Source organism: Polynucleobacter sp. MWH-HuK1 (assembly GCF_018881815.1).
Lineage (GTDB): Bacteria > Pseudomonadota > Gammaproteobacteria > Burkholderiales > Burkholderiaceae > Polynucleobacter.
Genome location: NZ_JACVPP010000001.1, coordinates 1,506,727 through 1,531,290 on the forward strand (window position 1 = coordinate 1,506,727; position 24,564 = coordinate 1,531,290).

General features: G+C 45.2%; 18 protein-coding genes and 2 tRNA genes. 4 read left to right on the plus strand and 16 right to left on the minus strand.

Annotated features, from left to right (window positions below; genetic code table 11):
- Positions 1-72 precede the first annotated feature (72 nt).
- Positions 73-1,470: a glutamate--tRNA ligase gene (gltX, locus tag ICE93_RS07785; RefSeq protein ID WP_216187073.1), complete on the minus strand. Its 1,398-nt coding sequence runs from the start codon at positions 1,468-1,470 to the stop codon at positions 73-75.
- A gap of 65 nt (positions 1,471-1,535) precedes the next feature.
- Here gltX and ICE93_RS07790 point away from each other — a divergent pair, with 65 nt between their 5' ends.
- The gene (locus ICE93_RS07790) at positions 1,536-2,501 is read left to right on the plus strand and encodes an Hsp33 family molecular chaperone HslO (protein WP_216187075.1); all 966 of its coding nucleotides are present in this window, start codon (positions 1,536-1,538) and stop codon (positions 2,499-2,501) included.
- Between the two features lie 13 nt (positions 2,502-2,514).
- On the opposite strand, the gene ftsB is transcribed toward ICE93_RS07790, so the two are convergent.
- From ftsB to ICE93_RS07810, 4 genes are read right to left on the minus strand one after another with little or no spacing between them, the layout of a single operon-like run.
- On the minus strand, positions 2,515-2,820 hold the full coding sequence (ftsB, locus tag ICE93_RS07795; protein WP_216187077.1) for a cell division protein FtsB: 306 nt from the start codon (positions 2,818-2,820) through the stop codon (positions 2,515-2,517).
- Positions 2,821-2,838: 18 nt separating this feature from the next.
- Positions 2,839-4,125, minus strand: a complete 1,287-nt coding sequence (gene eno, locus ICE93_RS07800) for a phosphopyruvate hydratase (protein WP_216187079.1) — start codon at positions 4,123-4,125, stop codon at positions 2,839-2,841.
- A 52-nt stretch (positions 4,126-4,177) separates the two neighbouring features.
- Entirely contained in the window at positions 4,178-5,041 is an 864-nt protein-coding gene (gene kdsA / locus ICE93_RS07805) for a 3-deoxy-8-phosphooctulonate synthase (protein ID WP_216187080.1), read from the minus strand.
- Positions 5,042-5,050: 9 nt separating this feature from the next.
- Positions 5,051-6,712: a CTP synthase gene (locus ICE93_RS07810; protein ID WP_216187081.1), complete on the minus strand. Its 1,662-nt coding sequence runs from the start codon at positions 6,710-6,712 to the stop codon at positions 5,051-5,053.
- A 111-nt stretch (positions 6,713-6,823) separates the two neighbouring features.
- On the opposite strand from ICE93_RS07810, the gene ICE93_RS07815 reads away from it, so the two are divergent.
- A complete protein-coding gene (locus ICE93_RS07815; protein ID WP_216187082.1) occupies positions 6,824-7,012 on the plus strand; it encodes a superinfection immunity protein in 189 nt (62 codons plus the stop codon).
- 207 nt (positions 7,013-7,219) lie between these two features.
- A complete protein-coding gene (locus ICE93_RS07820; protein WP_216187083.1) occupies positions 7,220-9,805 on the plus strand; it encodes a bifunctional aconitate hydratase 2/2-methylisocitrate dehydratase in 2,586 nt (861 codons plus the stop codon).
- A 92-nt stretch (positions 9,806-9,897) separates the two neighbouring features.
- On the opposite strand, the gene ICE93_RS07825 is transcribed toward ICE93_RS07820, so the two are convergent.
- The 3 genes from ICE93_RS07825 to ICE93_RS07835 are packed head-to-tail and all read right to left on the minus strand — an operon-like array spanning position 9,898 to position 15,398.
- Positions 9,898-10,653 carry a spermidine synthase gene (locus tag ICE93_RS07825; protein WP_216187084.1) on the minus strand — a complete coding sequence of 252 codons (756 nt, stop codon included), beginning with the start codon at positions 10,651-10,653 and terminating at the stop codon, positions 9,898-9,900.
- 11 nt (positions 10,654-10,664) lie between these two features.
- Positions 10,665-14,702: a phosphoribosylformylglycinamidine synthase gene (gene purL, locus ICE93_RS07830; RefSeq protein ID WP_216187086.1), complete on the minus strand. Its 4,038-nt coding sequence runs from the start codon at positions 14,700-14,702 to the stop codon at positions 10,665-10,667.
- Between the two features lie 21 nt (positions 14,703-14,723).
- Complete coding sequence (locus ICE93_RS07835; RefSeq protein WP_216187088.1) at positions 14,724-15,398, minus strand: ABC transporter ATP-binding protein; 675 nt, start codon at positions 15,396-15,398, stop codon at positions 14,724-14,726.
- 2 nt (positions 15,399-15,400) lie between these two features.
- On the opposite strand from ICE93_RS07835, the gene ICE93_RS07840 reads away from it, so the two are divergent.
- Positions 15,401-16,072, plus strand: coding sequence for an arylesterase (locus ICE93_RS07840; RefSeq protein ID WP_216187090.1), 672 nt, complete (start codon positions 15,401-15,403; stop codon positions 16,070-16,072).
- Between the two features lies 1 nt (position 16,073).
- Here the strand turns inward: ICE93_RS07840 and ICE93_RS07845 are convergent, their stop codons facing one another.
- From ICE93_RS07845 to ispF, 8 genes are all read right to left on the minus strand, one after another.
- Positions 16,074-17,537, minus strand: coding sequence for a peptidylprolyl isomerase (locus ICE93_RS07845; protein WP_216187092.1), 1,464 nt, complete (start codon positions 17,535-17,537; stop codon positions 16,074-16,076).
- 106 nt (positions 17,538-17,643) lie between these two features.
- Positions 17,644-17,719, minus strand: a tRNA-Val gene (locus ICE93_RS07850).
- 107 nt (positions 17,720-17,826) lie between these two features.
- Positions 17,827-20,259 carry an endopeptidase La gene (gene lon / locus ICE93_RS07855; RefSeq protein WP_216187094.1) on the minus strand — a complete coding sequence of 811 codons (2,433 nt, stop codon included), beginning with the start codon at positions 20,257-20,259 and terminating at the stop codon, positions 17,827-17,829.
- A gap of 188 nt (positions 20,260-20,447) precedes the next feature.
- Entirely contained in the window at positions 20,448-21,809 is a 1,362-nt protein-coding gene (gene clpX / locus ICE93_RS07860; RefSeq protein WP_216187096.1) for an ATP-dependent Clp protease ATP-binding subunit ClpX, read from the minus strand.
- A 30-nt stretch (positions 21,810-21,839) separates the two neighbouring features.
- The gene (clpP, locus tag ICE93_RS07865) at positions 21,840-22,469 is read right to left on the minus strand and encodes an ATP-dependent Clp endopeptidase proteolytic subunit ClpP (protein ID WP_216187098.1); all 630 of its coding nucleotides are present in this window, start codon (positions 22,467-22,469) and stop codon (positions 21,840-21,842) included.
- Between the two features lie 30 nt (positions 22,470-22,499).
- Positions 22,500-23,837: a trigger factor gene (gene tig, locus ICE93_RS07870; protein WP_216187100.1), complete on the minus strand. Its 1,338-nt coding sequence runs from the start codon at positions 23,835-23,837 to the stop codon at positions 22,500-22,502.
- A 57-nt stretch (positions 23,838-23,894) separates the two neighbouring features.
- A tRNA-Leu gene (locus tag ICE93_RS07875) sits at positions 23,895-23,981 on the minus strand.
- 78 nt (positions 23,982-24,059) lie between these two features.
- Positions 24,060-24,563: a 2-C-methyl-D-erythritol 2,4-cyclodiphosphate synthase gene (ispF, locus tag ICE93_RS07880; RefSeq protein ID WP_216187102.1), complete on the minus strand. Its 504-nt coding sequence runs from the start codon at positions 24,561-24,563 to the stop codon at positions 24,060-24,062.
- Position 24,564 lies beyond the last annotated feature (1 nt).

A 24,564-nucleotide genomic window follows, 5' to 3' on the forward strand; every position in this document is an offset into this window, starting at 1 on the left:
TCGCAATAAAACTACAAGACATTCAAAACAATCCAAGATTTTATCCTATTTTTGTGCAGGTGCGCAAATTCCTTACTGGAAGACCTTGGAGAGCCTTTTCACAGCCTCTTCTTTACCCAAAACGACCAAGACAGAATCGATGGCTGGTGTCTGAGTTGTGGCAAATAAAGCATACCTAACGGGCATAGCCAAGGCAGGCATCTTGATCTGATGCTTAGCTAAAACCTGCTTAAAAGCTGCCGCATACCCTTCTTTTGTGGGCTCGGCTGAAGCAATAACATCAACCAAATCTTTTAGCGCTGGAATGATGGTCTCGGAAATATTCTCTTTTCTCTGCTCGGGCGTTAAATCTGGCGCGGGAAGATAAAACAACTTTGCACCTTCCGCAATTTCGATCAAGGTATTGGCGCGATCTTTAAGCAAGCTCACCACTTTTACAAAATCTGGTCCTGATTCAGTATCGATGCCTAACTCATGAGCAAACGGCTTTGTTGCTGCAGCCAATTTCTCAGGATCTGCATTCTGGATATATTGATGATTTAGCCAAAGTAATTTTTCTGGGTTATGTTGCGCCGGAGAGCGCCCTAAACTTTCCAAATCAAACCAGTTAACAAATTGTTCTTTGGTAAAAACTTCCGCATCACCATGGGACCATCCAAGGCGAGCCAGGTAGTTCAAAATCGCTTCCGGGAGATAGCCAGCCTTTTGATAATCGCGCACACTCATAGCGCCATTACGTTTGCTCATCTTCTCGCCTAAATCATTGAGAACTGTTGGCAGATGGGCATAAACAGGTGGTGTACCACCTAGCGCCTTCATAATGTTGATCTGTCTTGGAGTGTTATTGACGTGATCATCGCCGCGAATAACGTGGGTAATCTTCATATCCATGTCATCAATCACAACACAGAAATTGTAGGTTGGCGTTCCATCAGGTCTAGCAATCACTAAGTCGTCTAACTCATCATTACTAATCTCGATTTGACCTTTAACAGCATCATTCCAGATTACTGAGCCGCCAATAGGATTTTTAAAGCGTATAACTGGATTCACACCCTCAGGCACAGGAGGCAATGTTTTGCCGGGCTCAGGCCTCCACAGACCGTTGTAACGCGGCTTTTCTTTATTAGCCATTTGTTGGTCACGCAACTGGTTAAGCTCTTCCTCGCTCATATAGCATGGATAAGCCAAACCAGATTCGAGCATCTGCTTTACAACTTCGCGATATCGATCAATTCTCTGCATTTGATAAATGGGACCATCATCAAAATCTAGACCCAACCAGGACATACCTTCGATAATGACATCTACAGCTTCTTGAGTGGAGCGCTCAAGGTCGGTGTCTTCAATCCGAAGAATGAAGTCTCCTTTATTGTGTCGCGCAAACGCCCACGGATAGAGCGCGCTACGAAGATTTCCCAGATGAATAAAGCCCGTGGGACTAGGGGCGAAACGTGTACGAATATGCATAAATCACATTATCTCAGGTCGTGCTTTATATGACTAAAACCCAAAAAAAGTGGATACTTTGACCTATGAATGAATTACTTGTATTTATGTGTGATGGCGCCCCAGTTAGAGGAGAAATCGTCTCTATAGGTAGCGCTTGGCAGGCTGTTTTAGAGCGCCGTAAAGACCCACCAGCCGTCCGTCGAATTTTGGGGGATTTCGTGGGCGCCGCCACCTTGTTGAGTGCCAGCCTTAAGTTTGATGGCACCCTAATTATTCAAGCCCAAAGTAAAGGACCTATTCAGCTATTGGTCGTCGAATGCAAATCGGATTTATCTATGAGGGCAACTGTGAAGCTGTCTGTAGACCCCTCTGAAATTACTCCCGATGCAACCTTGGCCGAACTTTTGGACGTTGGTCAGAGTGGCAGACTTGTAATTACTCTGGATCCCTCTGATCGTGAGCCTGGTCAAGCCCCCTATCAAGGGATTGTGGCTTTGCAAGACCATCAAGGCGGGGTCATAAAGCCGGTTTCTAGTGCTGCGGAAGCTATTGCACTCTACATGCAAAATTCTGAGCAAGTAGACACAAAGATTTGGCTTGCCTCAAGCGATACCCAAGTTGGCGGCTTACTTCTTCAGCGTCTACCGAATTCAGGTGGACATGCTCACCTTGATCCTCAGGTTGCTGCAGAAGGATGGTCTCGCATTCAAACCCTTGGTGAAACAATCACCAATGAAGAGTTGTTAACGCTTCCACCTGAGACAATTTTGAGACGCCTCTTTTTAGAAGAGTCCGCTGAAAACGGAGTACGCAGCTTCCCTGCCCGTCCAATTCGGTTTTCATGCAGATGCTCACGCAGTAAGGTGGCAGATATCTTGCGCATGCTTGGAGAGGAAGAGGTTCAGAGCATTCTTGAGGAACAAGGCGCCGTTGAAACTGTTTGTGATTTTTGCGCAAAGCCCTATCGCTTTGATGCAGTAGATTGTCTACAAGTATTTAAAACGGATTTATTGAGCGATGCTACAAGGCCGCCCTCTAGCGGCCACTAAGAAATAGTTCGACTTAGTATTTTGTATCCTTAGTGTCGGCTGATTTGTCTGCTGGCAGAATTTGCACAAAAAACTCGCCTTCTTTGATGAGACCATGCTCAACACGGGCACGCTCTTCAATCGCTCGAGTGCCATCCTTTAAGTCTTTTACATCGCCAGCAAGCTTTGCATTGCGTAAGGCCAAGAGGCTATTTTTAGCCTCTTGAAGCTCTACTTGCCGCTCCATCTCGTAAACCTTAAGCCATCCACCCTTACCCAACCAAAGCGGGTACTGGATTGCTATCAGCAATACCAGCATGGAGTAGATAACAATACGCATCGCTTGTAAATCTGAAGATTAGCGCTTAAGGTTGTAAAAGACTGACTTACCTGGATAGGTGGCTACATCGCCCAAATCTTCTTCGATACGTAAGAGTTGGTTGTATTTCGCAATGCGATCTGAGCGAGACAATGAGCCAGTTTTGATCTGGCCAGCATTGGTTCCGACCGCGATATCTGCAATAGTGCTGTCTTCGGTCTCACCAGAGCGATGAGAAATCACTGCGGTGTAATTTGCACGCTTGGCCATTTCGATGGCCGCAAATGTTTCAGTCAATGTGCCAATTTGATTAATCTTAATCAATATTGAATTGGCAATACCCTTCTCAATGCCTTCTCTCAGAATACGTGTATTGGTAACAAACAAATCATCACCAACCAACTGAATCTTCTTGCCGAGTTTGTTGGTAATATCAGCCCAACCATCCCAATCACTCTCATGCATGCCATCTTCAATCGAAACGATTGGGAATTGATCTGCCAAGTTACCAAGATAGTCTGAGAACTCGCTTGAACTTAGCTGCAAGCCTTCGCCAGATAAATGATATTTACCATCTTTATAGAATTCGCTAGCAGCGCAATCAAGGGCCAATAGAACATCTTCTCCAGCCTGATAACCTGCGCCTTCAATTGCTTTCATAATCGTTTGCAAGCACTCATGATTAGTCTTGAAGTTTGGAGCAAAGCCACCCTCATCACCAACAGTAGTTGGCATGCCCTGCGAACCTAAAATCTTTTTAAGCTCATGGAAAATTTCGGCGCCACAGCGCAAAGCATCACGGAAATTTTCTGCGCCAACTGGCATCACCATGAATTCTTGAATATCCAAACTATTATTAGCATGAGCACCGCCATTAACGATATTCATCATTGGTACTGGCAACTGCATACCGCCTGAACCACCAAAATAACGATACAAAGGCAATCCAGCCTCTTCTGCCGCTGCTCTAGCAACAGCCATTGATACGGCTAAGGTCGCATTAGCGCCTAAACGTGCTTTGTTGTGTGTGCCATCCAGCTCAATCAGTGTGCGATCCAAGAAAGCCTGCTCGCTTGCATCCAAACCAAGAATAGATTCAGCAATTTCAATATTAATGTTTTGAACTGCCTTTAGTACACCTTTACCTAAGTAGCGAGCCTTATCGCCATCGCGCAACTCAATTGCTTCACGTGAACCTGTGGATGCGCCCGAAGGGACGGCTGCGCGACCCATAACACCAGACTCAAGCAAAACGTCGCACTCAACCGTTGGGTTGCCGCGGGAATCTAGAACTTCTCTACCGATGATGTCAACAATGGCGCTCATGCACCTTCTCCTTAAAGCAATATGAAATGGGTTTAACGAATTTACAAAAAAATTACTTAAAGCTATCTTCTAAAAAAGATCCAGCCGATTTAACAACATCGTCAATCGCAACTAATGAGACAAGCAACTCCTTCATGCGGTTCAATGGCACAGCATTAGGGCCGTCAGATAGGGCCTTGGCAGGATCTGGATGCGTTTCCATAAAGAGGCCGCTGATGCCAACCGAAACTGCTGCACGAGCTAAAACTGGCACAAATTCACGTTGACCGCCACTAGAGCTTCCTTGACCGCCCGGCAACTGAACTGAATGAGTTGCATCAAAAACTACCGGAGCATTAGATTCGCGCAAAATTGCCAAGCTGCGCATATCAGAAACGAGGTTGTTATATCCAAAAGATGCGCCGCGCTCACAAACCATAAATTGGTCTGGAAGATTTTTTTCTAATGCTGCAGCACGGGCTTTTTCAATTACATTCAACATCTCATGTGGAGAAAGGAATTGCCCCTTTTTGAAATTAACGGGTTTACCACTCTGAGCGCATGCGCGAATGAAATCGGTCTGCCTGCAAAGAAACGCTGGCGTCTGCAATACATCTACAACACTAGCAACAGCTTCGATTTCACTAATGTCATGAACGTCCGTCAGAACTGATGCACCCACCTGTTTTTTTACCTTAGACAAAATCTCAAGTCCCTTTTCCATTCCTAAACCACGGAACGATGTGCCGGATGAGCGGTTGGCTTTATCAAATGAAGATTTATAGATGAATGGAATTTTTAAAGCAGTAGTAATTTCCTTTAATTGGCCAGCAATATCAATTGCAGATTGCTCTGACTCAATCACACAGGGTCCGGCAATTAAAAAGAAGCGACGATCTAAACCCACGTCATAGTTGCATAGCTTAAATGTGCTCATATTTATCCTTTATGCCGCCTGCTTTGCAGTGAGCTCTTGATGAACTAGTGCGGCACTGATGAAGGCTGAAAATAATGGATGCCCATCACGCGGGGTCGAGGTAAATTCTGGATGAAACTGCACACCAAAGAACCAAGGGTGAATTGATGCTGGTAACTCCATCATTTCTGGCAACTCTTCATTTGGTGTTCTGGCAGAAATAATTAATCCAGACTGCTCCAATCGAGGAACATAAGTATTGTTAACCTCATAGCGATGGCGATGACGCTCATTCACTTCAGCACCATAAATACGATGAGCTAAAGTGCCCGCTTTTACAGGGCAACGCTGTGAACCAAGGCGCATTGTTCCGCCCAAATCAGAATCATTTGAGCGCTTCTCCACATTACCCTCTCTATCAAGCCATTCAGTAATCAAAGCCACAACTGGCTGTTCGCCTTTAGGATCAAACTCAGTGCTGTTTGCTTTTGTAAGATTTGCTACATGGCGCGCAAATTCAATCACGGCCAGCTGCATGCCCAAACAAATACCTAAATATGGAACATTGTTTTCACGGGCGTAACGAATCGCAGCAATCTTGCCTTCTGTTCCGCGCTTGCCAAAGCCGCCTGGAACCAAAATAGCATCTAAGTTGTTTAAGCATTCGACGCCATCTTTTTCGATAGCTTCAGAGTCGATGTAATTGATATTGACGCGAGTATGAGTATGAATACCGGCATGACGCAGAGCTTCGATCAGTGACTTGTAGGATTCGGTTAACTCAACATATTTCCCGACCATTCCGATAGTAACTTCGTGTTTTGGATTAGCTAACTCATAAACTAAATTTGCCCATACAGAAAGATCAGCAGGCTTTGCCTTGAGATCCAATTGACGGCAAATTAAATCGTCCATTCCTTGAGAATGAAGCATCTCAGGAATTTTATAAATCGTATCTACATCCCATACTGAAATAACTGCTTCTTCACGAACATTAGAGAAGAGTGAAATCTTGGCACGCTCATCTTCTGGAATCGGACGATCGGCACGACAAAGCAGTACGGTGGGCATGATGCCAATCTCTCGAAGCTTTTGTACCGAATGCTGAGTAGGCTTGGTTTTTAACTCACCAGCACTGTTGATATAAGGCACCAGGGTCAAATGTACAAAGGCGCAGTCATGAAGAGGCAAGCGCAAGCTCATCTGCCTTGCAGCCTCTAAAAATGGGAGGGACTCAATGTCGCCAACGGTGCCACCGATTTCGCAAATAGCAACATCTGCTTTGCCATCATGACTTGCTTTAGCACCACGCTCTACAAATGCTTGAATCTCATTAGTGATATGCGGAATAACTTGAACTGTTTTACCCAAGTACTCACCGCGACGCTCTTTACTAATTACGGACTCATAAATCTGTCCGGTAGTGAAGTTATTGCTTTTACGCATCTTCGCAGATACGAAGCGTTCATAGTGACCTAAATCCAAGTCAGTTTCTGCACCATCTTCAGTAACAAAAACTTCACCGTGTTGGAGTGGGCTCATAGTGCCCGGGTCAACGTTGATATAGGGGTCTAATTTTAGGAGGGTGACTTTCAGGCCGCGGGATTCGAGAATCGCGGCAAGCGAGGCAGCTGCGATTCCTTTCCCCAAAGAAGAAACCACACCACCAGTGACAAAAACGTATTTGGTCATCGCTTAAGCTCTGTTGGAAAAAGTAATTATAACGATAGAGGGTCCCTCAGGAGAAAACTGAGAATCTGTAATATGTGAGTTTTTATAAAAATTTACTTATTTTTAGATTCCATGCGCCTTCTATTCGCCATACTGCTTACCCTGCTCTCACTCTTTTACTTTTTACCTTTTGCCATCGCATTTAACAAGAAAAGAGCGAATTCTGGTGCCATCTTTGCCTTAAATTTATTCCTTGGTTGGTCGCTGGTTGGCTGGGTAGTTGCCTTAGTTTGGGCCATGAAAGAAGAGAAGGTCCTTTAAGACGGCTCGAATACCCCTAACTGCCTCATATGAAATATAGTAATTTTGGGTAAAAACCCTCATATTTTCAATAATTTAGCGTTTTCGAGGCAAATTAGCCATTTAAAGTCTTATATAAGACTTAAATAAGTAACTATAATTACCTTAATCGGGAGTAAATTCCCTTTTGGCCTTTCTATTGACCACTTTTACCTCATAGGAAACACAATGTTAGAAGCCTATAACGCCCAAGTTGCTGAACGTGCCACCCTTGGCATTCCTGCTCTACCTTTGACCAAAGATCAGACTGCTGAATTGGTTAAATTGCTAAAAAATCCACCAGCCGGCAAAGAAGTTGAGCTTGTAGAGTTAATTACAAACCGCGTTCCAGCAGGCGTTGATGAGGCTGCGAAAGTAAAAGCTGAATTCTTAGATGCTGTTGCAAAAGGTACAGAAAAATCCCCCTTAATTTCTCGCGTAAAAGCAACCGAGTTATTGGGAACCATGCTTGGTGGCTACAACATCAAGCCATTGGTTGAGTTATTGAGTGATGCAGATTGCGGCGCTACTGCAGCCGCTGCACTAAAGAAAACATTATTGATGTTTGACTACTTCAACGATGTTCAAGAATTGGCAGAAAAAGGCAATGCCAATGCGAAGGCTGTTATGCAAAGTTGGGCTGATGCAGAATGGTTTACAAGCCGTCCCGCCGTGCCTGAGAGCTTAAAACTCACTGTATTTAAAGTTACCGGCGAAACGAATACCGATGACTTGTCCCCTGCTCCTGATGCATGGAGCCGCCCTGATATTCCATTGCATGCGACTGTAATGTTGAAGAACCCTCGTCCAGGTATCGAACCAGACGAAACCGGTGTTCGCGGTCCAATGAAGCAAATCGCTGAGCTGCAGAAGAAAGGCAATCAAATTGCTTATGTAGGCGACGTAGTTGGTACAGGCTCTTCACGCAAATCTGCTACCAACTCTGTGTTGTGGTGGACTGGAGAAGATATTCCTTTTGTTCCAAATAAACGCTATGGTGGCGTTTGCTTGGGCACCAAAATTGCTCCAATCTTCTTTAACACCATGGAAGATGCTGGTGCGTTACCGATTGAGCTTGATGTGAGCCAAATGAATATGGGGGATGTTATTGAATTGCGTCCATACGAAGGTAAAGCATTTAAAGATGGTAAAGAAATTGCCTCTTTCACAATGAAATCCCCAGTGATCTTTGATGAAGTTCGCGCCGGTGGTCGCATTCCATTGATTGTTGGTCGCGGCTTAACTGCTAAAGCACGTGCCGCACTGGGCTTACCTGCTTCTACTGAATTCCGCGTTCCAGTAAGCCCAGCTGATAACAAAAAAGGTTTCAGCTTGGCGCAAAAAATGGTTGGTCGCGCATGCGGACTTCCAGAAGGTCAAGGCGTGCGTCCTGGTACATACTGCGAGCCACACATGACCACCGTTGGCTCACAAGATACTACTGGCCCAATGACTCGCGACGAATTGAAAGATTTGGCTTGCTTAGGGTTCTCAGCAGACCTGGTCATGCAATCTTTCTGCCATACATCAGCCTATCCAAAGCCAGTTGATATCCGCACTCACCATGAGCTACCAGCATTCATGACGAATCGCGGTGGTGTTGCACTTCGTCCGGGCGATGGGGTTATTCATAGCTGGTTAAATCGTTTGCTTTTGCCAGATACATGCGGAACTGGTGGAGATAGTCATACTCGTTTCCCAATTGGTATTTCATTCCCCGCAGGTTCTGGTTTGGTTGCGTTTGCTGCTGCTACTGGTGTTATGCCTTTAGATATGCCTGAATCTGTTATGGTTCGATTCAAAGGCAAGATGCAGCCAGGCATCACTTTGCGTGATTTAGTAAATGCCATTCCTTTGTATGCAATCAAGAAAGGATTGCTTACTGTTGAAAAGCAAGGCAAGAAAAATATTTTCTCAGGCCGTATTTTGGAAATTGAAGGCTTGCCTGATTTGAAGGTAGAGCAAGCATTTGAATTGTCTGATGCTTCAGCTGAGCGTTCTGCTGGTGGCTGTGCAATTCAACTCAATAAAGAGCCAATCATTGAATACATGCAATCCAATATCACTTTAATGAAGTGGATGATTGCTAATGGCTACGAAGACAAACGTACTTTAGGTCGCCGCATTAAAGCCATGGAAGCATGGATTGCAAAGCCAGAATTACTCAAGGCTGATGCTAATGCTGACTACGCTGAGATCATTGAAATTGATATGAGCGACATCAAAGAGCCAATCTTGGCATGCCCTAATGACCCAGATGATGTTAAATTCCTCTCCGAAGTTCAGGGCGAAAAAATCGACGAAGTATTTATTGGTTCATGCATGACCAATATCGGCCACTTCCGTGCGGCTGGTAAAGTCTTGGAAGGCAAGTCTGATATTCCTACTCGTCTATGGATTGCTCCTCCTACCAAGATGGACCAGATGGTTCTTACTGAAGAAGGTTATTACGGCATTTTGGGTCGCACTGGTGCTCGCATGGAAACTCCAGGTTGCTCACTTTGCATGGGTAACCAAGCTCAAATCCGCAAGGGTTCTACAGCGGTTTCTACATCTACCCGTAACTTCCCAAATCGTTTAGGTATTGATACACGTGTCTACTTAGCTTCTGCTGAATTGGCATCTGTAGCAGCACTTTTAGGTCGCCTGCCTACACCGAAGGAATACTTGGAGCAAGTGGAATCCTTGAATGCTAAATCTGCCGAAGTGTATCGTTACATGAATTTTGACAAGATTAAATCATTTAGTGATGTTGCAGATACTGTAACCATCTAAGTAAGTCACGTGTCAGCCTCTCTTTGCGGGGCTGACTAAGCAAAAAGGCGATCTGATGATCGCCTTTTTTGTTGTTTTAGATTTCTGATCGTTTAAATATAAAGCTTTGATTCTTGACGTGCATTCTCACGACTAATGCCGGAAACCCATTTACTGGTAGGCAATCCAGTCTTCTCAAGAATCAATTTTGCACGCTTGGAGACATCTTTCCATTCAGCCTCAAGCCTAGGGCCCTTGAAAGCGATAGCAACGACATTGCAATCATGAGACTCAGGAAATAGCAGCACCCTATTATCAAATGCTTCGCAGATGTTCTTTAAATTCACCTCAAAACTTTTATGACGTGAAAATAAGTTGACAGTCATTACGCCCGGCCCCCTAAGGATATTGAAGCAACCCTTATAAAATTCCAAGGAGCTCGCCGCCGGACCATCACAAATTGCATCATACAAATCAACTTGTACGGCGTCAAACGAACCCTGGTATTTCTTATCCTTCACAAACTGTTTTGCATCAGTTTGAAGTGTTTCTAATTTGCGATCATCATCAGGAGTAAAAAACATCGACCTGGCAGACACGATTACTGCGGGATTTAACTCCACAACCGTCGTCTTTACTGCTGGGCAATAACGATACTGAAATTTAGTCAATGCACCAGTACCCAAACCTAACTGCGCAATCCGCATTCCAGGCTTAGTTTCCAAAAACAATAGCCAAGCCATCATTTGCTGGTTGTACTCGAGGTAAATCTCATCGGGGTCGCGCAAACGCATTGCCCCTTGAATTAATTCAGTGCCAAAATGAAGATAGCGTATGCCACCACTCTCAGAAAATGTAACCGGTTCCATCTATAGAAAGGTTATTTAGCCCAACGACGAGCATTGCGGAAAAGGCGTAACCATGGGCTAGCGCCATCAGGGGTGTCTAACCACTCTGGTGGGCACCAACTCATCTGTGCAGCCCTAAATACACGCTCTGGGTGCGGCATCATGACCATGAAGCGTCCATCTGATGTTGTAACCCCTGTTAAGCCACCTGGAGATCCATTGGGATTCATCGGATAAGTTTCCGTAGGGATGCCTTGATGATCCACAAAACGGAATGAGGCTAATCCCTGCTTTTGAATCTGCTCAAGATTGCCTTGCTGACTAAAGTTTGCATAACCCTCACCATGTGCAATCGCAATAGGAAGTTGACTACCTTCCATGCCTTGAGTAAAAATCGATGGAGAAGCCATGACTTCTGCCATCACCAGGCGAGCCTCATATTGCTCTGATTGATTGCGAGTAAATTTAGGCCATGCTTCAGCGCCTGGAATTATTCCAGACAAATTGCTCATCATTTGGCAGCCATTACAAACGCCTAAAGCAAAGCTATCCTGGCGATTAAAGAACGCAGAGAATTGATCGCGCAGCTGTTGATTAAAGAGAATTGTTTTCGCCCAGCCTTCACCAGCCCCAAGCACATCGCCATAACTAAAGCCACCGCAGGCAATTAAACCTCTAAAGTTCTCAAGCTTTGCTTTGCCGCTGAGCAAGTCAGACATATGGACGTCATAGCTATCAAATCCAGCCCAGTTAACCGAGTAAGCCATTTCTACGTGAGAATTTACACCCTGCTCTCGCAGAATGGCGACCTTGGGACGCTCATTTTTAGCAATAAAAGGTGCTGCAACATCTTCCGATACATCAAATGTGAGCTTGGGACTCATACCTGGATCCGCGATATTGTCTAAGAGCGCAAATTCGCTATCGGCACAGGCTGGATTGTCGCGTAAACGCGCAATCTGGTAGCTGGTGTTAGTCCACATTTTTTGGAGCACTTCTCGTGGCTCGGCAAAAATATTTTTGGCATCACGCCAGACCTCAATACGTCCATTGTTATTTGGCTTGCCAATAACATGACTATATGCACTAAGACCTAATTTTCTGAGAGTGGCAAATACAGCGTCACGATCTACTTTTCGAACCTGAATAACAGCACCAAGCTCTTCATTGAATAATGCGCGCATAGTCTGCTCATGACGTCGTCCTGAAACTTGTTGCGCCCAATTCTTGGCATCACCATAATCAGACTCCTGTCCAGCATCCATTGCAATCATATCCACGTTAATGGAAATGCCACAGTGAGATGCAAAAGCCATCTCTGCAACGCAAGCAAGCAATCCGCCATCAGAACGGTCGTGATAGGCCAACAACTTACCTTCTTTGCGAAGCTCAATGATTGCAGAGGCGAAAGATTTGAGGTCTTCCGGATGATCAACGTCCGGAGTTGTTTTTCCTGATTGATCCAGAACTTGAGCCAAGATACTTCCAGCCATGCGGTTCTTGCCACGACCTAAATCAATCAAAATAAGCTCAGTCTCCAATGGAGATCCAGCTTGACCCTTCAATTGCAGAAGTGGAGTTGATGTCTTGCAAACATCTTGCACCGATGAAAATGCAGAAATAATTAAGGAGACTGGAGCAATAACTTTTTTAGCCTCGTTACCCTCTTGCCATGCAGTGGACATTGATAAGGAATCTTTTCCTACCGGGATGGATATTCCAAGGGCTGGGCATAACTCCATGCCAATTGCTTTAACTGAGTCATAAAGCCTGGCATCTTCACCGGGGGCTCCACATGCTGCCATCCAGTTTGCCGAGAGTTTCACACCCTGAAGATTTGCAATATCTGCAGCCAACAAGTTTGTTACCGCCTCGCCAACCGCCATACGGGCAGCTGCCGGAGCATCGATAACCGCCAATGGCGTCCGTTCGCCCATAGACATCGCTTCGCCACGATAACCCTTGTAATCCATCATAGTGACGGCGCAGTCAGCAACAGGAACCTGCCATGGGCCAACAAACTGATCGCGGGCATTAAGACCACCAACAGTACGATCACCAATCGTAATTAAGAATGATTTGCTAGCAACCGTTGGGTGCTGTAAGACCCAAGCAATTGATTGAGCAAGATCAGCATCAGTTACGTCCAACTCTTTAAAGTCTTGTGTAACACGTTTAACGTCCCGGTGCATTTTCGGTGGCTTACCAAGCAGCACTTCCATCGGCATATTAATTGGTAAAGCAGCGTCAGCACCAGCAACCTGCTTAGAATCACTCAGTGTTAACTGACGCTCAGAGGTAGCCTCTCCAACAACTGCAAAAGGACAGCGCTCACGCTCGCAGAATGACTTAAATAAATCTAAATCTTTTGCATCAATTGCTAAAACATAACGCTCTTGAGACTCGTTGCACCAAATCTCCGCAGGACTCATGCCACTCTCTTCAAGGGGCACGTTACGGAGTTTAAAAGCAGCGCCTAGACCAGCACCATCAGCCAATTCTGGGAAGGCATTGGATAACCCGCCTGCGCCGACATCGTGAATGGAAACAATCGGATTGCGATCGCCAAGTGCACGACATGCATTGATCACTTCTTGCGCTCTACGTTCCATTTCTGGATTGCCGCGTTGCACTGAATCAAAATCCAGATCTGCAGTATTCGTACCTGTAGAAACAGAACTACCTGTAGCACCGCCCATGCCGATACGCATTCCGGGGCCGCCAAGTTGAATGAGCAAATGCCCCGCTTGAATTGCTTTTTTATCGGTGTGAATGGAGTCAATGCTACCAATACCACCCGCAATCATGATGGGCTTGTGATAACCGCGGCGTGTTCCATCTAAGGTCTGCTCAAACACGCGGAAATATCCACCTAAGACTGGTCTACCGAACTCATTATTAAATGCAGCGCCACCCAAAGGGCCATCAATCATAATTTGCAATGGTGTGGCTATGCGCTCTGGCTTGCCGTATTTTTCAGCCTCCCATGGAAGATCTGTACCAGGAATGTTTAAATTGGAAACAGAGAATCCAGTAAGACCTGCTTTAGGGCGACCGCCAACACCGGTTGCACCCTCATCGCGAATCTCTCCGCCTGCACCAGTAGAGGCACCAGGGAATGGTGCAATTGCTGTTGGATGGTTATGCGTCTCAACCTTCATTAAGGTATGAACTAAACGAATATCTTTTTGATAACGATGATCCGCGCCTTTAGGAACCCAAGTTTCCGCCTCGCATCCAGCCATCACGGCAGAGTTATCGGAGTAGGCAACGATCGTACCCTCTGGATGCAGCTGATGAGTATTACGAATCATGGCGAACAATGAGCGCTCTTGATCATCGCCATCAATTGTCCAGCTTGAATTAAAGATCTTGTGACGACAATGCTCACTATTTGCTTGGGCAAACATGATCAACTCAACATCAGATGGGTTACGTTGAAGACGAGCAAAACTTTCAGCCAGGTAAACAACTTCATCATCAGACAAGGCGAGACCTAATTCTTGATTAGCCCTATCAAGAGCAGCCCTACCCTCGGTCATGACTGGAATGCGTGCTAGCGGCTTGTCCTCTAAAGATTGATATAAAGCATTAGCCGAATCGGTTGAATCGATAACTGCTTCGGTCATTCTGTCGTGGACTGCAGCAATAACGAGTTGCTTTAGTTCAGGAGTAAGAGTCTTCTTACTCTTCCATGAAAACTGCACACCTCGCTCAAGTCGCAGAACGTCCAATCCACATTGACGAGCAATATCAGTTGCTTTGCTGGCCCAGGGTGAAACAGTTCCAAACCTAGGGATAACAATCGCAGATTGATCTTCTGATTTGCCTTTTCCAAGCCAGGACTTACCGGGGTTTATTCTGGATTGAAATGGCTGGCCGTAGGTCAATAGGCTAGCAATGACTTCCTGGTTCTTAGCGTCTAATTCAGCCTCTGACCAAATAAAATGAAGGTATTGGGCCTCTAAGGACTCAAGTTCAACGCCTTGGGCTGCCAAAGAGGCTAAAAGTCGCTGTTGGCGAAAAGGGGAAAGCGCATCAGCGCCAGGCAAAAAGTGGAAAAAAGACATCCCTAGATTATAAGGTTTTGCCTACAGTAAACGACCGCCCTGAAGGTGTAGTTGCCGCTGACACCGATCAGCCAAGGCTTGATCGTGGGTAACCAAAATAAGGGTCGATTTATTGGCCTGATTTAGCCCAAAAAGGAGCTCAATCACCTTATTTCCGCTGGCCTCGTCCAAGCTGCCAGTTGGCTCATCCGCAAATAGGACGGCAGGCTTCATGATGAAGGCCCGAGCCAGAGCAACACGTTGCTGCTCTCCGCCAGATAGGGTTTTTGGGAAATGGTTGGCGCGTTCCCTCAATCCTACTTGCTCCAACCAATGCAGCGCATTTTCTTTAGGCATATCCAGACCATTGAGCTCGGCGGGCAACATTACATTTTCAAGAGCCGTTAAATGCGGAAGCAATTGAAAAGATTGAAATACAAACCCTACTTTTTGCCCCCTCAAGAGCGCCCTACCATCTTCATCTAATTCGCTGAGGTTTTGCGAGGCTAGCTCAACATAACCGCTAGAGGGAATATCCAAACCGGCCAAAAGACTAAGTAAGGTGCTCTTACCAGAACCAGAAGCACCAGTTATAGCAACACTCTCGCCTTGTAAGACATCGAAGCTAATGTCGTGCAAAATAGTTAACGTTCCATCGCTAGATAAAACTTGTTTACCTAGTTGTATTGCACCAAGCACCTTTACTGGATTACTCATAAATGAATCAATATTTTGGGTTGAGCTTCTTGAGTAAAAAAATGAAAGCCCTAACGTCGGCTATTGCTCTATTTTGCCTGTTTATTTCATTTGGCACCTTAGCGCAGACAAAACAGACTATTCTAGTGATGGGCGATAGCCTATCTGCAGAATACGGTCTTGTACGTGGAGCCGGATGGGTCAAGCTTTTGGAGGGGCAGCTTCAAGAACAAGGTAGTCCTTGGAATGTGTTTAATGCCAGCATCAGCGGAGAAACAAGCTCCGGTGGACTTTCCCGACTTCCCAAATTATTGGAGCAAAAAAAGCCTGGCATTGTATTTCTTGAGCTTGGCGCAAATGACGCCCTACGCGGTTTATCTATCCAAGAATCCAATAGGAATCTACGCAAGATGATCCAAATAAGTAAACAATCTGGGGCTAAAGTACTTTTATTTGGAATGCAAATTCCACCAAACTATGGGCAAGAGTACGCCAGAGAATTTAAAGATCTTTACGCAAAACTAGCATCTCAAGAGAATGTGCAATTGATCCCCTTCTTTTTAAGCGGAGTTGCATCCGATATCAGCCTATTCCAAGCTGACCGTATTCATCCCAATGAAAAGGCGCAAACCATTCTCTTTAAAAACGTATGGGGCGCTATGGCCCCATATCAAAAATTGCTTAAGGGTAACTAGCCTAGCTTCCGGAACCCGAAGACACCGGCTTGAGAGGATTAATTATCTTCACTCCAGCTACATCCCGCCAGTAAGACATAAATCCCGCAAACTCAGACTGGGCGGCTAGAGCCTGGATTTGTTGGGCTTGTGCTTTATGAACTTTCTCATCGACACCTGTAGGCTGGCGAAGCTGATCGACGCGGTACAAGGTAGTCCCAACACCAGGGTTGCTAACCGATACTAAGGCCGGGAATTTCTCAGGGCTTATTGACATTATCTGATCAAGCGCACCACCAACTAAATTGGCTGGTTTGTTTCTGGAAACCCAGACTGGGCTAGTAAAACCTGAGGCGCTTTTAGGATCCTTTTCCAATGCAGCATAACGATCGGCTGCAGCATTTATTGCTAACTTCTCAGCCAAACGCTGGCTCACTTGACGCTTCACTTCCGCTGCTACATCTTTGTATGGAAGTGTTTGCGCAGGATGAAAAGTCACCACTCGAGCAGAAACAAAAACGCCCGGGGATGTTTGCACTGCTTCAATGTTGCGCTTGTTCTTAACAGCCTCATCACCAAAGAGAGATTGAACAACCTTTGGATTGGCAAGCGGATGATCTTTTGCAACACCAGAGGCGCCAGAGCGGGTTACGCCCTTTTGCGTTTGAACATTCAGCTTCAATTTATCTGCAGCCGGCTTAAGACTATCAGACTGGTCATAAGTCATATTGGCAAACTGATCAGCCTTTTCGCCAAAAACCTTGGCATCTTCCTTTGGATCGGCTTTAAGAACAATGTACTCAACATCCACATACTCAGGACTCTCAAATAGCTTGGCGTTTGCTGTGTAGAAGGCTTGCAACTCTTCTTGCGAAGGATTTACTTTGGATAAATAGTCCTTAGCATCAAAAGACATCGCTTGCACTTGGCGCTCGGTCTCGTACAGAGTTGAAATGATTTCAGATAATTTAGGGCTACCAATTTCAGTACGAGCAACTGAATTCACCAGCTGACCAATCTTTAAATCAAACGCTTGGCTAGCGTAAAACTGCTCCTCATTTAAACCATTGCTTGCCAGCAATTGTTTAAAACGTGCATCATCAAAACTACCATCCTGTTTATAGAGAGCGCGAATCTGGGGAATGTTTTGCAAGCTTTTAACCAAAGCTTCTTTACCCACTTGCAAACGAAGTTCACCAACAGCAAAACCTAAAATTCTCTGCTGCAGCAACTCATTCAATATTGCCTGTCTAAATTGGAGGCTCTGAGCAATCTGCGCATTACCACCTACACGCTCAGCTTGGCGTTTTGCAGCCGCATCTACTTCTTGTGCAGTAATAGGTTTGCCGTTTATTTTTACTAAATCGGTTTCTTTATCTAAAAAACTGGAGTAGCTTGAGATGCCAAAAAATGCAAATGACGGAACAATCAAAAGCATTAGAAAAAACTGCAGAATTCGCTGGTGTTTACGGACGGTATCAAACATGAAAAAATCGCTAGTAAAAAATATGAATACTAGGAGTGTACTAGGGTAATGAGCTTAGTATTGAAACGCCTGAACAGGCTTGGAGGGGGTAGTGCTAGTAATAATTTGGTGGGCGCTGAGAGGCTCGAACTCCCGACATTCTGCGTGTAAGGCAGACGCTCTACCAACTGAGCTAAGCGCCCCAAAATATTACAAGGTGAGATTGTAACCTAAGCGTGAATCTCGAGGGGAATTTCCGCTAAATTGACCTCAAAAGAAGGGATCAATTTAACGGAAAACCGCCCTATTTTCAGTGCTTAAGAACGTCTGCAGCTGCGCCTTTGTCGTTTGCCTTGCTGGCGTCTACCGCCTTTTTAGCAAGCTCTTCCGGCGTTGGGTCTGGTAACGCTTCTGGCATACGCTCTAATGCCAACTCCAGCACCTTATCGATCCAGCGAACGGGAACAATCTCAATAGCATTTTTAACGTTATCTGGAATGTCGATAAGATCCTTTACGTTCTCTTCCGGAATCAATGCAAGCTTAATTCCGCCGCGATGAGCAGCTAAGAGCTTTTCTTTCAAGCCGCCAATAGGAAGAACTTCACCGCGCAAAGTAATTTCACCAGTCATGGCAACATCTGATCGAATTGGAATACCTGCAAATACTGAAACCAAGGCTGTTGTGATTGCGATACCGGCAGATGGACCGTCCTTCGGTGTTGCGCCATCAGGGAAGTGAATATGAATATCCTTCTTTTCAAAAGACTCATCTGCAATACCTAGGCGCTTGGCTCTAGACCGAACAACGGTACGAGCTGCCTCTACTGATTCTTTCATCACATCACCGATAGAGCCAGTGCGTGTGATCACGCCTTTACCAGGCATAACAGCGGCTTCAATGGTCAGCAAATCACCGCCGACCTCAGTCCAAGCCAAACCAGTGACTTGACCCACTTGATTCTCTTTACCAGCCAAACCAAAGTCATACATACGAACTGAAAGAAACTTCTCTAAATTATCAGCATTTACAACAACTGGAGCTGCCTCTTTCTTCAAGAGCAAGAGCTTGACTACCTTACGGCAGATCTTACTAATTTCACGCTCTAAGGAACGCACGCCAGCCTCGCGCGTGTAGTAACGAATCATATTTCTAACGGCACTATCTTCAATCTTGAGTTCGTCTTTTTTCAGGCCATTATTTTTGATTTGTTTAGGAATCAAATAATTTACAGCAATGCTAGTTTTTTCATCTTCTGTATATCCAGCAAGACGAATAATTTCTAGTCGATCCAATAGCGGACCTGGAATATTCAAAGAATTCGAGGTAGCCACAAACATCACATCGGAGAGGTCAAAATCTACCTCAACATAGTGATCCTGGAATGTATGGTTTTGCTCTGGATCTAAAACCTCCAATAAGGCACTAGCAGGATCTCCGCGGAAATCCATGCCCATCTTGTCAACTTCGTCCAAGAGGAATAAAGGATTGCGAACGCCAACCTTAGTAAGGCTTGTCAGAATCTTGCCGGGCATTGAGCCAATATAAGTTCTACGATGGCCACGAATCTCAGACTCGTCACGTACGCCACCCAAAGCCATACGAACAAACTTTCTGTTCGTAGCACGTGCTATAGATTGACCGAGCGAGGTTTTACCAACACCAGGAGGGCCCACTAAACAAAGAATAGGAGCCTTCACGCGATCAACGCGTTGCTGAACTGCGAGGTACTCCAAAATACGTTCTTTAACCTTGTCCAAACCATAGTGATCTTCATCCAACACTTTTTCAGCATTAGTGAGGTCATTATTAATCTTGGTTTTTTTCTTCCAAGGTAAATTTACCAGCGTGTCGATAAAATTACGGATAACCGTTGCCTCAGCGGACATTGGCGACATTAATTTCAGCTTCTTGAGCTCAGATTCCGCTTTTTTCAACGCTTCCTTAGGCATACGGGCGCCCTTGATGCGCTTCTCTAGCTCCTCTAGATCGGCACCCTCTTCGCCTTCACCCAATTCTTTCTGAATCGCTTTCACTTGCTCATTCAAGTAGTACTCGCGCTGACTCTTTTCCATCTGACGCTTTACGCGTCCACGAATGCGCTTTTCCACCTGCAGAATATCAATCTCACTTTCAAGATCAGCCAACAAGCTTTCTAAACGCTGCACAACATCAGTCATCTCAAGCAAGCGCTGTTTCTGCTCAAGCTTGACTGGCAAGTGCGCACAAATAGTATCGGCTAAGCGACTTGGATCATCAATCCCACCTAATGAAGACAGAATCTCCTGAGGTACCTTTTTGTTCAGTTTTACGTATTGGTCAAATTGGGCCATGATTGCGCGACGCAACGCTTCTGTTTCATGCGCATCGATAGCATTGATAGCGGTTGGTGTAGCTTCGCAATTGAAGTAGCCAAGACTATCTTCAATTTGACTTACTTCAGCGCGCTGAACACCTTCAACCAATACTTTGACAGTGCCATCAGGCAGCTTTAACATTTGCAAAATATTGGCAATACAGCCGACCTCATAGAGATCTTCAATAACAGGCTCGTCCTTAGCGGCCGCTTTCTGGGCCACTAAAAGGACATTTTTGCCAGTTTCCATGGCTGCCTCGAGGGCTTTAATGGATTTCGGGCGACCCACAAACAAAGGGATCACCATATGAGGAAATACAACTACGTCCCTTAATGGAAGCAAGGGTAGTTGAATCGGTTCAGAGGGTAGTAATAAGTGGCCAGGCATGGGGCAAATCCTCCAAAGTAATCAATCCTCAAAAGTCTTCAATAGTGATAGTTATTCAACAACCACTAAATAGGGACATTATTTATGAGTAGCATACTACCTATATGGGTAGGCTTTAGAGAAAAACAAGGGGTAAAAAGACAAAAATGGAGCAAAAACGCCTCTAAAATAGCAAAAACCCTAAAAATTTAGGCTTTTTTACTCAAATCCACCTGTTCGGCATCTTGTTTGTAAACCAAAAGTGGTTTTCCACCGTCAGCAATGCTGCTTTCGTCGATAACGACTTTTTGGACATTCTTCAAAGATGGCAAGTCATACATCACATCCATTAGAGAGCCTTCAAGGATGGATCTAAGTCCGCGAGCACCTGTTTTACGCACAATTGCCTTTTTAGCGATGGCTGATAAGGCTTCATGACGAACCTCAAGCTCAGAGCCCTCCATGGTCAGGAGTGCTTGATATTGCTTTACCAAAGCGTTTTTAGGTTCGGTCAGAATCTGAATTAAAGCCTCTTCATCCAATTGAGCCAAAGTAGCCACAACCGGCAGACGACCAATTAACTCAGGAATCAAGCCAAATTTAATTAAGTCCTCTGGCTCCACTTCAATTAAGAGATCGCTTACACCGCGGTCATCTTTGCCTGGAACGGTTGCATTAAATCCAATGCCAGTTTTAGCGGTGCGCTGTTGAATGACCTTCTCAAGTCCATCAAAAGCGCCGCCGCAGATAAACAAAATATTTGTTGTATCCACTTGCAAGAAATCTTGATTTGGATGCTTGCGACCACCTTGCGGAGGAACAGAAGCCATGGTGCCTTCAACAAGTTTTAACAATGCCTGTTGAACACCTTCACCGGATACATCGCGAGTAATCGATGGGTTATCGGATTTACGAGAAATCTTATCGATCTCATCAATGTAAACAATGCCACGTTGCGCTTTTTCAACGTTGTAATCACACGCTTGCAAAAGCTTTTGAATAATATTCTCAACGTCTTCGCCAACATAACCAGCTTCAGTTAAGGTTGTTGCGTCTGCCATCACAAAAGGGACGTCCAACATACGAGCTAAAGTCTGAGCTAAAAGAGTCTTGCCTGAACCAGTGGGTCCGATTAATAGGATGTTGCTCTTTGCAAGCTCTACACCGTCCACCATTGCTTTAGCCGGAACCTTAGATTCTTTTTTATCTGAGCCCTCTACCGGCTTACCGTCTTTATCAAGCTTTTCTTTTTTTGGTTTGGGTAGATACTGCAAGCGCTTGTAGTGGTTGTAAACCGCTACAGCTAAAGTCTTTTTAGCGTGGTCTTGACCGATGACATACTGATCTAAATTCTCACGAATCTGGTGCGGAGTTGGCAAGGAGTCATCACCCTCTTCCTTTGGGAGCTTAGCAATCTCTTCTTGAATAATATCGGTGCAAAGGTCTATACACTCATCACAGATAAATACAGATGGACCAGCAATCAGTTTTTTTACTTCGTGCTGACTCTTGCCGCAAAAAGAACAATACAGAACTTTATCCTGTGAATTAGTTGTGTTTGTATCGCTCAAAATGGGCTCTGTAAGTAATGAATAAGAAAATTAAGGACGCTTCTCGATAACCTTGTCGATCAAGCCATACTCGCGAGCCTGATCAGCTGACATAAAGTTATCGCGATCAGTATCTTTTGCAATTGTTTCAATAGATTGACAGGTGCGGTCAGCCAAGATTTTGTTGAGGCGTTCGCGCAAGTACAAAATTTCACGAGCTTGAATTTCAATATCAGATGCTTGGCCACGGGCACCGCCCAAAGGTTGATGAATCATCACGCGTGAATTCGGGAGTGCATAACGCTTTCCTTTTTCGCCAGCACATAACAAGAATGCGCCCATACTTGCAGCCATACCCATGCACAAAGTGCTCACATGTGGCTTGATGAATTGCATCGTGTCGTAAATAGCCAAACCAGCTGAAACAGATCCACCAGGAGAATTGATGTACAGAGATATCTCCTTATCTGGGTTCTCACTCTCAAGGAACAGCAACTGAGCAATTACCAAGTTTGCAGTTTGGTCGTTTACTTCGCCAACCAAAAAGACAACACGCTCACGCAATAATCTGGAGTAGATATCGTAAGCGCGCTCACCTCTACCAGAGGTTTCAATCACCATTGGAACCAAGCCTAAGCCCTTTGGTTCTAGATTTTCAGACTGAGAATGATTGTGGATCATTTTGAAACCTCTTATAGGTAAGTGAATTACTTAGTTTAGCTTGCTGAGTTCTTCAAAGGTCACAGCCTTATCGCTTACTTTAGCTTGAGATGTGAAGTATTTGATTACATTATCTTCAAGTACTAGGTTCTCGATATCCTTCAAACGGCTTGGATTACTGTAGAACCAACGAACCACTTCCTTTGGATCCTCATAAGTAGCTGCCTGCTCATCAATTTCAGCCTTAATTTGGTCGGCGGTAGCCGCCAAGTTTTGCTTTTTAACTAACTCGCTCAAAATCAAGCCAAGACGCACACGTTTAGTGGCTTGCTCAGCAAAAATCTCTGCAGGAATTGGTGCATCTTTTGCATTAGGAACACCACGTTGCATCAGGTCTTGACGCGCACCTTCAACTAAACGCTCTTGCTCTGAAGCAACCAATGATTTAGGAACGTCTAATTCGCACAAGCTATTGAGCTTATCCATTACTTCATTTTTCAACAAAGAAGTAATGCGACGCTTTACTTCGCGATCTAAATTCTCTTTTACTTCAGCGCGCATCTTTGCAACGCCGCCTTCAGTAACACCTAATGACAATGCGAATGCATCATCAACTGCTGGCATATGTGGCCAGTTAACTGATTTCACAGTAATCGTGAACTCAGCGGTTTTGCCTGCAACATCTTTACCGTGGTAATCGGCTGGGAAGCTCAATGGAAATGATTTGTTTTCGCCTGCCTTAAGGCCCAAAGTTGCAGCCTCAAACTCAGGAAGCATGCGACCTTCACCCAAAACATATTCAAAATTTTCAGCTTTGCCGCCAGCGAATTCAACGCCATCAATTTTGCCAACAAAATCGATAACTACTTGGTCGCCATTTTGCGCTGCAGTATTAGAGCCGCCGTCGCCATGGGCACCAGCCTCACCACGTGGGTGATAGTGAACTTGTTGCTTGCGCAATACATCTATTGCGCGATCAATTTCAGCCTCGCCAATCTCGGTTGTATATTTGGTGACTTCGGCTTTGGCAAAGTCGCCAATTTTCACTTCAGGCAAGACTTCGAAGAAAGCATCGAAGACGATCTTGTCAGCATCAATCTCGCTCTTTGGCTCAAGACGTGGTTGACCTGCTAAAGCAACACCCTCTTTTTGGGCTTGCTCATAAAACATTTCAGCGGCCTTATCAAATTGCAATTCGAAATCAACTTGCATGCCGTGCTGTTTTTCAACGAGGTTCTTTGGAACTTTGCCTGGGCGGAAGCCTGCCATTTTCATGGTCTTACCAACTTTAGCCAATCGAGCTTCACGCGCTTTTGCCAAATCGGCACGAGCGAATTCCAAAGTCATTTTGCGGTCTAGTGAACCTAAATTTTCTATCTGCACAGCCATTCTCGTCTCTTAATTGAAGATCTGGAAATGTGAAGTCCAAGCCAAGTAGCAATCTTGTGGTGCGAGGAGGGGGACTCGAACCCCCACACCATTTCTGGCGTCAGGACCTAAACCTGGTGCGTCTACCAATTTCGCCATCCTCGCGAATATCCGCAAACTGCCAAGCTTAGACTTCACTCTAAAGACCGTAATTCTACAATGCCTAGGGTTTTAGAGATGGATTTAGGCCTTGTAGAGCAAAGCTACCGCATGAACGGCAATGCCCTCTCCCCTGCCTAGGTGCCCGAGAGATTCGTTTGTCTTGGCCTTGAGGTTGACATGGCTATGGGTAACAGCCAAATCAGATGCAATATTTCGGACCATTTCAGGCAAAAAATCAGCCAATTTAGGCTTTTGGCAAATGATGGTGGCATCGACGTTGCCTATATGGAACCCTGCTGCCTGAACCTTTTGAAGTGCAGCCCGGAGCAAAATCCGGCTATCCATATCCTTAAACTGTGGATCCGTATCCGGAAATAGCTGTCCAATGTCATTTAAACCGGCAGCCCCCAGTAAAGCATCCGTAAGGGCATGCAATAGCGCATCTGCATCTGAATGACCCAATAAGCCCTTCTCATAAGTGACATGAACTCCACCTAGAATGAGTTTGCGGTCAGCAACCAGGGCATGAACGTCATAACCTTGGCCAATACGAAACTGCGGGATGTGGGGAGCAATTTGGGTCATA